Below are 11,321 nucleotides of genomic sequence, written 5' to 3' on the forward strand. Positions count from 1 at the left end.
CGCTGCTTTATAAGTTGCTGGGTACCAATTAGGTGCCTTCGTGAAGGCTTGAGCCGTATGCAGTGAAAGTTGCACGTACGGTTCTTAGGAGGGCGACACTTGGTAACAGGTGTCGTCTATCCGACAGAAACGAGTTACGCTTGAAGGTTAGCTATTGGCAGCAAGCCGCCCTTTTGGAAATAGGTGTTAAAGAGAAGTATTAAAAGATTTCCTATAAATTACATTCATTAATCAATAACTGACTTATAGAGTCAGACTTTTTTGATAGTTTAAGGAGCTCATCATCCTTTGAAGGGGCTGTTGAATAGTTGAATTCTGAGCTAGAAAGAGTGTTCTTGATTTCTAAATAGTTAGATGAGAATTTTTGACAAAATTCAGTTATCTCCGCGTTAACTATTTCTTCGGAATTTTTCTTGTTCCTCATGTATAACTTGTAGTTCTCCGTTACAACTTCTAAAGCTGCATGATCGTAGCGTATGGTCGCAATCACTTCACTATCTTCGATTGTATAATCAACAATATTAACAGAAATAGGTCGTAAGATGTTGGCCTTCTCGCTGTAGCTTGATAAACCGGCTTGAGAATTGTTAACAATGAAATAAGCGCCTAGCTTTTGAGCTGCTTCTTTATATATTAAATCTGCAATGTTGTACTCATTAACCGTGAGGCCGATAGTTTTAAACTTGATAACTCTGACAGTATCAGCCGCATGAGCGCCATGGCTCAATACAAAAATGACTAGTAAAAATACAAATTTCATAAATCCTCCTTCAAGCTGAAAAGTATAAATTATTGAATGCAGGTTTGTGAAAATATAAAAAACACAATGAGGTTTTTTTATAACCTATTGTAAATAATTGATATTTAGTTTTGTTTTTAACCGCTGCACGAAATGAAATTTATGAAATGATTAATACAGTTTTAGTTATTAGAGGTCGTTTTAATGAATTTATTGAAAGCGCTAGCAAATGGGGCTTTTATATCGATTGTATTCCATGCGATCGGGAGTGCTTATGGTGCAGAAAAGGTTAGTGTCAATTTAACGCTCGATAATACCACTGAGTACGACGCACAAGTAATAGAGTATTTACTTCACAAAAAAGCTGTGGAGCAAGCAAAAGTAAACCTCAACACGAATGTTATAAGCGGCAATCAATTATTGCCGAATATAAGGGCAAAACTTAAAGAGCTAAACATTAAGCAAGAGCAAAGTACCCTTAATGCAACGGCTACTTTTGAGTTAGCTGAAGGTCCTGAGTTAATGGCTAATAAGAATACTATTAGGATTTATGACGAAGTATTTCTGTTTAATGGCGTCGAAACAAAACAATCATCAATGAAAAAAAGACTCAAAGAAAAGGTGTTTGAATATAAATTCTTTGCTGATATCCAAAGCAAATTATCTAACCTAGTGACAATATCAGACTATAAAATCAAAGAACCTCAAATTAGTGAAGACCAAATGATTTATGGTGGCCTTAAGCTCTCAGAAGTATTGAACATCCGCGCTTTAGTTGCAGCCCAAAGTTACTCTCGTAAAAGTATCTCAAATGGAGTAAATATTCGAAATGAAGAGTGTGCGCAGCTTGATTCAAATCTGTTAGATGTAAACCCTCAATTTCCATCGATTGGAAAAACTGCACACTGGCCAGAATTTAAAGTAGGTGTATCGATGCTAACACTCCAGCTCTTGACTGGGTTATCTCCAAAAGTTTTAGAAATTGATTTTACTAAAAACTTACTACTATCCGAATTGCAAAAGTCTAGAGCGAGAGTAAAAGACTATAATAGTGACTTATTGCCTTATTCAAATATGTGGGATGCATACAGAGAAAGCATAGAGAACTTCAAAAATGTATTAAATGGGCAGACGTCCAATTTATCTGAAGAATATATGGGGAATATCGAGGCATCACCTTTCCGTCAATATCCGTTTGCAGATGTTAAGCAAGTTACAATGCACCTTAGCTTTGATGAATTAATTAGTGAAGGGGACTACGATGGTATTGAGTTCAATGATTGGTTTTGGGGTCCGAAAAACTACTATGGAGTACGAAACAGCTATATTAATCGCGTAGATGATTTATCAAGAGGTAAGCCTTACTTTTTTCTTGTGATAGAGGTTTCAGGTGTAAAATTCTATCGAGCTGTCCTAGATATTAACTTTACTCATAACAAGCATAGCTCGGCAAAAGTAAAATTAATCCCAATAGATGTTTTGCCATTTTTACCAGGGTCAGAGTTTAATATCTTTAATCGAACAGACTATCGTAAGCTGTGGCTAAAATCTTTGGAACAGGTATCCGTGACTGATGGTTCAATAAGCAATCGAGCAGTCAATATACTGCCAAAAGAAATAATTGATTGTTTGCCCGATACGTTTGCATTTGATGTAACACTAAGTGAGTTGTTTGCTTTTAGAAAGGGGCAGACTGCATTACTCGACGGTGACTTTAACCCGGTAAAAAATTCACATGGAGACTACGTTGTTAATCAGAATGGTTTTCTAGGTTTTATGTCTACAGAAGAGCCCGCCTTTCCCGTATCTGTCAGCATGATGGGTAACTCGATAAATATTAGCTACTACAAAGACCATAAAATTGGGGATATAAGCGTTTATTTTGAGAAAAAGGTATTTTAATCAAAAAATACTGAAATTCAGTTGAAAATCACGCTTTTAAAATTTTTTTCAATTTTAAGATTAAGCCAGACTCAATATTCTGGCTTTTTTTATGGATTTTACAATTTACTCAATCGGTGAAACAGCGTTCATGTATGAGGTTCTAATGGGCCTTCGAAGAATGTTTGATTTTGGCTTTTCATCTTTGCATATTTTGATTGGTGCTACAGCTCTACTTTCACTGATGACTCTTGTAGTAAAAAGTTGGATCAACCCAAACTCTAACCCAGTACTATCTTGGTTTATTGGGCTTTGTATGTTCATGGTCTTGTGTGGTCCATTTTCTAAAGTAGATGTTGTTATTGAGTCGGTAAGAACTGGAGATGTGTATTATGTGAATGATGCACCTGGCATAGCTGCTGTTATTGCAATGATGACCTCAGGAATGTATGGGCTGTCACGAGATTATGAAGATTCATTCGCCTCACCGGATGGTTATCAGGCTGGTCAATTTCTCGATCCAATGAGGGCACTAGTGGCGCTTGATAAATTTGGATATATGGGCTCTGAAGAGCTAGATTCAGGTGTTGATGACCAAAGGTACAGAATCAAAACATCTACAATGAACTACCTTCAAGACTGTGTAATTTGGGATCTTCAAGTTGGTGGCAATGACGCTGAGCTAAATGCTGACAAAATAAAAAATGCCCCAATGGAAAACTTCCTTGAGTCTATAAGAATTAATACACCATCAAGAAGCACTTATATTCAAATAGACACTCCTGCCATGGAGCTATTAACATGCCCAAACGCATACTTGAAGCTCAAAAGTTACTTTGATAGCTCAAGTTTCAGAGAGATGACTGACAGGTTTTTGCAGAAAGAAAATGTAAAACCACAAGATGTTGAAGCCGGGGCGGAATCGATTTCTGCATTAAGCGCGACAATGAATGCATATCATTTAGCGACGGGAAGGTATTTATCAAATGTTTTTGCTGAAGCTGCTGCAAAAAGTGGGGATATGCAAGGGCTCCGCTCTGAACTTACTTTAATAGAAACAAAGTCTCAGCGACATTACCAAATGGCCGCGGATAGAAACCTAGCTTTGGAGCTATCAATTGGTTTTGCAACCTTCATTGAGGCCTTTGTGTTTTTCTTGATCCCAGTTATTGCAATCATGCTTGTAATGGGTGCTGAAGCTATGAAATCAGCTGCTATGTTCTTTGGGGTAACTGTGTGGGTTAACTTGTGGCCGGTAACCATGAGTGCGGTTAACCTTTTTACTTTACTTGCTATTCAAGGTCGATTTACATCAGTGTCAGCTGGTGGCGGTGGTGTAAGTGCAATCACATTTGGTATGTGGGGGCATAGCATGTCAACAATCGAATCATTTATTGCAGTGGCAAGTAGTTTAGCTGCTGCAGTTCCTATGCTCACTTTATATATACTGCATAGGGGTGTTCACACCATGATGGGTGTATCTAATAAGACGTCTCCTGATACAAATATTGATTCAAAGAAATTGTCACCGGATGTCACAACATCTGCAAATGGAGGTAAAGCAAGTCAAGGTGATACTACTATGCAAGCCAGTGATGTTCATTCCTCATATGGGCAATGGAGCCAAGCTCAACTGAATGGTGGACAACGAAATGATGTAAGTATTAATCCGGGTGGCGCAGGGCCAGCCTCGGGTTACCTTAAACAGTCATCAGCTGAGTTGTCAGCGATTGGCTCTAGAAATACTCAATTGGCAAATACTGAAGCCGCTAGCCAAACATTACAAAAAACTGCCACTGATAGTAAATCTGCTACTTTAGATTCAATCAAAGGGTATAAACAAGGAGAGTCATTTGAGAGTGTGGATACTTCACAATTATCAGAGGACGAAGCTTTCTTAGCGGCACAAACCGCAGCATATGCAACTGAAAATAACATGAGTTTATCTGATGCATATGATCACGTACTACAGGGCTCGGCAAGCATGGTAGCAAAGGGGGCTCCATCAATAGCAGGGTTTGGTTTAGGTGCTGATGCGAAAGCAGCGATCACAGCAAAAGCGGCATCACAAAAGCAAGTAGGCGCCTCAGAAAGATTGTCAGAGGACGAACGTGCACAAGTTTCTGAATCGATAAAAGCTAACTGGGGGAATGCAGTAAAAATGGCTCAATCATCGAGCAGTGATAACTCAGTTGCAAGTAAAGAGGCGGTTTCCCGACAGGAAGCTGTTACAAATGCTCATACAAATATGCTTCAAGCTCAAGCCCTTGAAGCTGAGGGGAATACAGCTAGCTCCGCTTCAAAAGTAATGACGCAAATGAATGCGGGTGAGGTTCAAAACTCAACCACAGGAGCAAATAAAGCATCAATCGGCTCAATTGTTTCAACACTTTCAGATGAGCAGCAGCATGTTCTTTTAGGTAGTTTGATTGGTGATGAAGGCTTAAATAGTTTATCTGGTGACAAGAGAAGTGCTTTAATTTCTGAGTTGGGAGATAGGTTCGACTACCACAAAGAGCAGGTAAATAAAGGTGATAACGCGAGATTACCGGAAAGCCAAAAAAATAATATTGCTTTGGCCAATACGGTTACTGATGCAATCGCAAGAATGTCTGGAAATACTGAAGTGTTGTCTACAGACCATAATGGTAACCAACTTCCTCTTTCAACTGGAGTTACAGCACTTAAACAAGCTAATACCGAAAGAGGAGCTTCTGCAGGCTTAATGAGAGAATTAGGTGAAACACTACAAGCGCCGAGCCTAATTTCACTTAGTGACCAATTGAATGGATATAAACCGAGTGATAATTCACATATTCCAAAACCTGAAGATAATACTGGCATAGACACCAACACTTTAAGTAATGATGTAAATAGTGGCATAAAGACTGATCCAACAAACATGTTCAATAATGAGCGTAATGCACAAGCATTTGCTGAACACAAAGAGCAATCTCAAAACGAGGTTAGTAGTAGAGGGGCATCTGGTACAGGTGCTGTTAAAGCTAAGGGTGAGGATGTTGTTTCTGAGTCAGAAGATAAAAATGCAAATAATTTAGCGCATGCATTTGGATCATTAAAAGTATTAGGCTCAGAATCTAATGAATTATCTGGCGGTGTAGTTAGTTCTATTGGCTCACTATTCACCTCTTCAGTGGGTGAGGCTGTTACGGATGAGTTTAAGAAGTCTGGTAATGGTGAAGGTATTAATTCGAATCTAATTGAAATGGGTTTTGGTGTTTTATCTAACAATACACCAGAAGCTATTAGAAACTTACTAACTAGCGCAGCAAATGGTGAAGGTTCGATTATTAATGGTGAACGCTTATCTCCAAATGAAACACTAATGTATGCTGGGGCTGTTCAAACAGCAATGCGCCCTGAGTCTCTAGCTGCCTTCAATGAAAGTTTAAATTCAAACTCAGCTCTTCTTGCTTCAACGCAACCTAATAACCCTTACAGAAATGCTCAAGAAAATATCTCAGCTGTACAGGAGATGAGAGAGAATGAATCAATTAATAATGCCCTGAAGAGTAGTGAGTTAATTGCGGCATACTCAGCATTGGCAAACCTTGATGATGGTCAAATTGAGGACGTAATTGCAGCCACGAAAGGAGATGAAAGTTTCTTAGGTATTAATGATGCTAAATACGCTCGTCATTTAGAAGCGCTAAATGAGTTATCCCCACAGTTAGGTTTAGAACCTCAGTACAACCCATCAAGGTATAAAGATGAGCCAAGTCAAAAAGGTAGTTTGGAATCAGTAAACTACGACTCTCAAGCTAGCTCAATGGCTGGGTTTGCTGGATTAAATGAGAGAGAAAATTTAGATCGAACTGAAAACAGATCGAAACCTAGTGGCCAAGGTCTTGTTGATGGTATTACCAAAGGAAATTATGACCAAGATGCCAAAGAGATAGCTAAATATGCGTTAGCAAACTTTAATGCAACTGGTGATACATCAGGAGTTAGCTTTAAGGAACTTAATGATCGAAATTTAGATAATTTTAAATCAGCACAAGTTTCTAGTCGAGAATTTAGTATTCCTGACTTTACTAACATCACCCCTGAAACAATGGAAGATCTGAATAAGATGAGGGATGCACTTTTAATTGCAGGTAAAGATAGCGAGGCAGAAACACTAACTAATACAATTGCTTCTATTACTTCAGATGAGCAAACTAAAAATGGGTATGAATCAAGTGCATCTAAGGAGCATGAAAGCCAAGTAATTAATAACGCAATTCACTCAGAAGGTGTTTCTAGTAAAGCGAAGGAGTTTGCCGCGAACGCCCTTTATGGCACAAGCGATACTCCAAGAAATCTTTCTCATGATGACATGAGAGATCTACTTACAATAAACAACTTACTAAGTACAGCTCCAGAAGCACAAAGAACATTAAGTGAAGCGATCACAACTGCCTTCACACCGAATTATAGTGATGCCGGTACTAAAGAAGCAAATCCACCTGTAAACAGCCTTAATTCAAGCGAAGCCTCAGTGCCGCAACAGTCTGTAAATGAAAGTGATTATGATAAGAGCTCTGTCACACAACAGAATGCACTGAGCGTAACACCAAAAAGCTTATCAGTTGATAATAACCGTGGTGAAGAAATAGAAGAAACCCCTATCAAGCCAAGTGAGGTAAATAGTGGGGTTAACAGTACTGGTAAAGATGAAAGCGGGAATGTTCTATCTAAAGAGTCATCGATTGCAGGCAATGATTCAAGGGATCGTATTGATACCTACCAATATTCTGGCACAAAAGATGATTCTTATCCGAATACTACAGATTCAGGTCGTTCTTTAGTGGGCACACAATCAGAAAACCTTCAGGCTTCAGTAAGTAATGGCGGCACATTAAATAGTGAGGTTGGTTCTACTGGCAGTACCACTAGTCCAGGGTTGCAAAGCAGCCCTGCGAGTACAGACCAATCAGAAAGCCTTAAGGCATCGGCAAGTACTGGCGGTAAGTTAAATAGTGAGAATAGTTCGACTGATCGCAATGCTAGTCCAGAGTTGCAAAGCAGCCTTGTGAGTCCAGACCAATCAGAAAGCCTTCAGGCATCGGCAAGTACTGGCGGTAAGTTAAATAGTGAGAATGGTTCGACTGATCGCAATGCTAGTCCAGAGTTGCAAAGCAGCCTTGTGAGTCCAGACCAATCAGAAAGCCTTCAGGCATCGGCAAGTGGTGGCGGTACGTTAAATAGTGAGAATGGTTCGACTGATCGCAATGCTAGTCCAGAGTTGCAAAGCAGCCTTGTAAGTCCAGACCAATCAGAAAACCTTCAGGCATCGGTAAATACTGGCGGTACGTTAAATAGTGAGAGCGGTTTAAGTGACCGCACAGCTAGTCCTGAGTTGCAAAGCAGTCCTGTGAGTCTAGACCAATCAGAAAGCCTTCAGGCATCGGTAAATACTGGCGGTACGTTAAATAGTGAGAGCGGTTTAAGTGACCGCACAGCTAGTCCAGAGTTGCAAAGCAGTCCTGTGAGTCCAGACCAATCAGAAAACCTTCAGGCATCGGCAAGTGGTGGTTCTATTGTTGCTGAGCCTAGTCTAAAACCTGACACAAGCGGTGATAATGTGCAGACTCAATCACAGTTAATTGCTTCTAATTCTTCTCAGAAAGGTGAGTCTTTTGAACAATCTAACTCAGATGAAAGTTCAGTTGTGAACAACTCTAGTTCTGAGAACCTAAGTTTTAATGAAACAAACGCTGGTGAAGCAGCGATGGTTAGCAATAGAGAAAATTCAATTGAAGAGAGAAACCCTTCTGGCCTACATCCTGTAGCTGGTGGTGAAGTCACTAGGACCGAGTCACAAGAGGTTGGATTAAGGCAAGTTCTTGATAATACAGAAATGAGCAATGATGCATTATTAAAAGCGGAAAATATCTTGTCTCTAGGTACAAATTCCAATTTGAGCTCATTTACAAAGGAAGAAAAAGCAGAGCTATTAGATTTGGCTGACAATCTAGAGGCAAATAATTACATAGCTGAATCATTACGAATCAAAAGAACGTTGGAGAGCTAACATTGACGATGACATTAGAGCAAGAATCAGCAGCTAACGATGTTAATAATCACTCTTTGATTCTTGCTACAGCAGGTAGTGGTAAAACAAAAACATTAATTGAAAAAGTAAAAAACGTACTAAAAAAATCATATGACAGGAAGGTTATTCTCGTTACATTTACAAATGCGGCCGTCAACGAAATGCAAGAAAGGTTGGAAATAGCTCTTCCACAATCATCAATAAATAGAGTTTCTGTAACTACATTTCACAGGCAGTTTCTTAACCAAACAAAGAAACTCATGCAAGGTAAGCTACTAATTGGAGCAACATACTTCAACTTTATTGATAGGTTGAAGAATTACATCGAAAATGAGCACCTACTACCGGAGTTAAAAGTAACATTCAATGACATTACGAGCATTTTGAATGATCAGCCATTAGATGAAAAAAAAGGGTTTGATAAAGACGCTGTTAAGCTAGTTAAAGAATGTTATCAAGAGTTAAAGATAAAGAACCACCTTTATGACTTAGATGACGCAACCAGGCGCGCGGTAGAAGGAACTTTAAGTGGGGAAATACCGCTATTAAATTGTACAGACCTAATGATTGATGAGTTTCAAGACACAGATTTACTACAATATGAGTGGATTGCCCTGCAGGGGCGCGGAGGGATTAATCTAACACCTGTTGGAGATGATGATCAAAGTATCTACTCATGGAGAGGCGCTAGAAGTTATGAAACAATGCTTAAGTTTAAAGATGAATTTAAACCCAATATTCATATGCTTGCAAAGTGTTTTAGATGTAGACCTGAAATAATAGATGCCAGTAAAAATCTAATAGAATTTAATAAAGATAGAATTCCCAAAGGTATGGTTTCGGGGAAGGAAATTGGTGGCACTGTTAAAACATACATACATAAATTTAAAAAAAGTATGCTGTTAACATTTTTGGAGAACTACAGTAAATATGATGGTGAGTGGGCGATCCTAAGCAGAACTAATGTTGCATTGGACTCAATAGAAGAGTTTCTGATAGAACATGAAGTAGCGTATTCAAGAAACAATCAAACAAGTATTTTTAAAACAAGCGCTGGTGATTTTGTAATTAAACTGTGTTCTTATTTTTTAAATAAGTTTGCACACTACCATTTGTCAGAAGTTTTAGGGTACTTAAAAGAGGATGAGAACCTAATTCCTTTAATTTCTGAAAGTATCAAGAGTAATTCTGATATTGAGTCATATCTAAATAATTACGGTCAATCAATTAATGGAACGGCTTTTGAAATGTTCTATTCAAATTATTATTTATTTGAAAACACTCATGATTCCAAAGAGATAAACACCAGAATTGATTTGTTGATTGATTTCATCATAGAGCGCCGCTCAAAAGGCGACAAGCTGAATAAATGCGCTGTTGAAACATTACTTCTTGAAGGGCTCAAGACAAAAACAGGCTCTTGGTTCGAAAGAATCAAGCTTTACTCAGATAAAATTAAAGAGCAAAACAGTAAATCTGAAATTGATAAATCAGTGGTAACTTTAACCACATACCATGGCTCTAAAGGTCTAGAGTGGACTAATGTGGCTATTTTTGATGTTATCCAGGAAACGATGCCAAATATGCAGTCACCAATCGATGAGGAAAGACGTTTGCTGTTTGTTGGGATGACACGCGCTGAGCAACGGTTATTTATTCATAGCTACTTAAATAAGGCTGATATTGATGATTTAAAGGATGTGGGTGAATTGGCACTATTCAAAAAAGATTACGAATATAGCCCACCAATAACATCAGATATTAATGATGTTTGTTTTCCAAGCGAGTTTATCGAAGAGATTTACTACACTAACGATTAATCTGTAGTAGTGTGATTACGTCAAAATCGCTTGGTACTTATACCGTCAGTATCCCTTGGTAATCACACTTATTCAATTAATCACTGTTCAATTAATCACACTTATTCAATTAATCACACTTATTCAATTAATCAAATGTTGTTTGCCTTATTTCGGGAAATTTAATCTTTTGTATTGTTGACTAAAAATTTATAAGCAATTATATTGATTATAACCCTAGAGGTTCAGCCTTTAGGGTTAACCAATCAACACAGACTATCAACGTAACAACCACTCTTCTGAGTCATTATCGGAATACAAATTTCCAATAATGATTTCTCAATCCACTTTACCTTTTAGGTCCTTGATTTTTGCACTATGCATAATTATGCCTATTGGTATTTAAAGTGGCTTCTAGCTGTTGAAGTTAAATCTCAGCGTTAATACCTTCTTGGTATTAAGACGGTTGAAGTGATTCTTTCACAAATACCTAACCAATTCCTATACGGGATACTCTTCTGTATAGGAATCGAAATCTCATTCGATGCGACCGCTATACAGATCTACTTATTTTTAGTTCTGCGTTTTCGGTCAAATGCATTGGAGGAGATTATGGATATCATTCTTATATTACTGGCGTGCACATATGTTGCAATCAAAATTCACAGCATTATCGTTAAGCCAATTCTATCAATAGCTAGTTCAAGCTGGGGTTAATTTGAACATTAGGCTTGCGCAATCTCACCCTTTCAAGGGCGAGTCAAGCAAGAGGTAACTAGTCTTTTTTCTGACTTAAAGCGCGTGAAGTTTTTACGGCTCTTTCACTTGGCGGTGTGTTTTGATT

General features: G+C 38.4%; 4 protein-coding genes. 3 read left to right on the plus strand and 1 reads right to left on the minus strand.

Features of this window, described 5'->3' with window-relative positions; all coding sequences use genetic code 11:
* Positions 1–211: 211 nt before the first annotated feature.
* A complete protein-coding gene (locus NH454_RS21630; RefSeq protein ID WP_036973812.1) occupies positions 212–760 on the minus strand; it encodes a hypothetical protein in 549 nt (182 codons plus the stop codon).
* A 183-nt stretch (positions 761–943) separates the two neighbouring features.
* Between NH454_RS21630 and NH454_RS21635 the strand changes: the two genes are divergently transcribed.
* From NH454_RS21635 to NH454_RS21645, 3 genes are all read left to right on the plus strand, one after another.
* Positions 944–2,641, plus strand: a complete 1,698-nt coding sequence (locus NH454_RS21635) for a hypothetical protein (RefSeq protein ID WP_235374295.1) — start codon at positions 944–946, stop codon at positions 2,639–2,641.
* Between the two features lie 91 nt (positions 2,642–2,732).
* Positions 2,733–8,657, plus strand: a complete 5,925-nt coding sequence (locus NH454_RS21640; RefSeq protein ID WP_199524081.1) for a conjugal transfer protein TraG N-terminal domain-containing protein — start codon at positions 2,733–2,735, stop codon at positions 8,655–8,657.
* 8 nt (positions 8,658–8,665) lie between these two features.
* On the plus strand, positions 8,666–10,498 hold the full coding sequence (locus NH454_RS21645) for an ATP-dependent helicase (protein ID WP_199524080.1): 1,833 nt from the start codon (positions 8,666–8,668) through the stop codon (positions 10,496–10,498).
* Positions 10,499–11,321: the final 823 nt, after the last annotated feature.

The organism is Pseudoalteromonas sp. Ps84H-4 (assembly GCF_024124645.1).
GTDB lineage: Bacteria > Pseudomonadota > Gammaproteobacteria > Enterobacterales > Alteromonadaceae > Pseudoalteromonas > Pseudoalteromonas lipolytica_C.

Excerpts from the sequence above, each read along its gene's own strand:
- NH454_RS21635 (WP_235374295.1), top strand. The coding sequence starts at position 944 with ATGAATTTATTGAAAGCGCTAGCAAATGGGGCTTTTATATCGATTGTA.
- NH454_RS21645 (WP_199524080.1), top strand. The coding sequence starts at position 8,666 with ATGACATTAGAGCAAGAATCAGCAGCTAACGATGTTAATAATCACTCT.
- NH454_RS21640 (WP_199524081.1), top strand. The coding sequence starts at position 2,733 with ATGGATTTTACAATTTACTCAATCGGTGAAACAGCGTTCATGTATGAG.
- NH454_RS21630 (WP_036973812.1), bottom strand. The coding sequence starts at position 760 with ATGAAATTTGTATTTTTACTAGTCATTTTTGTATTGAGCCATGGCGCT.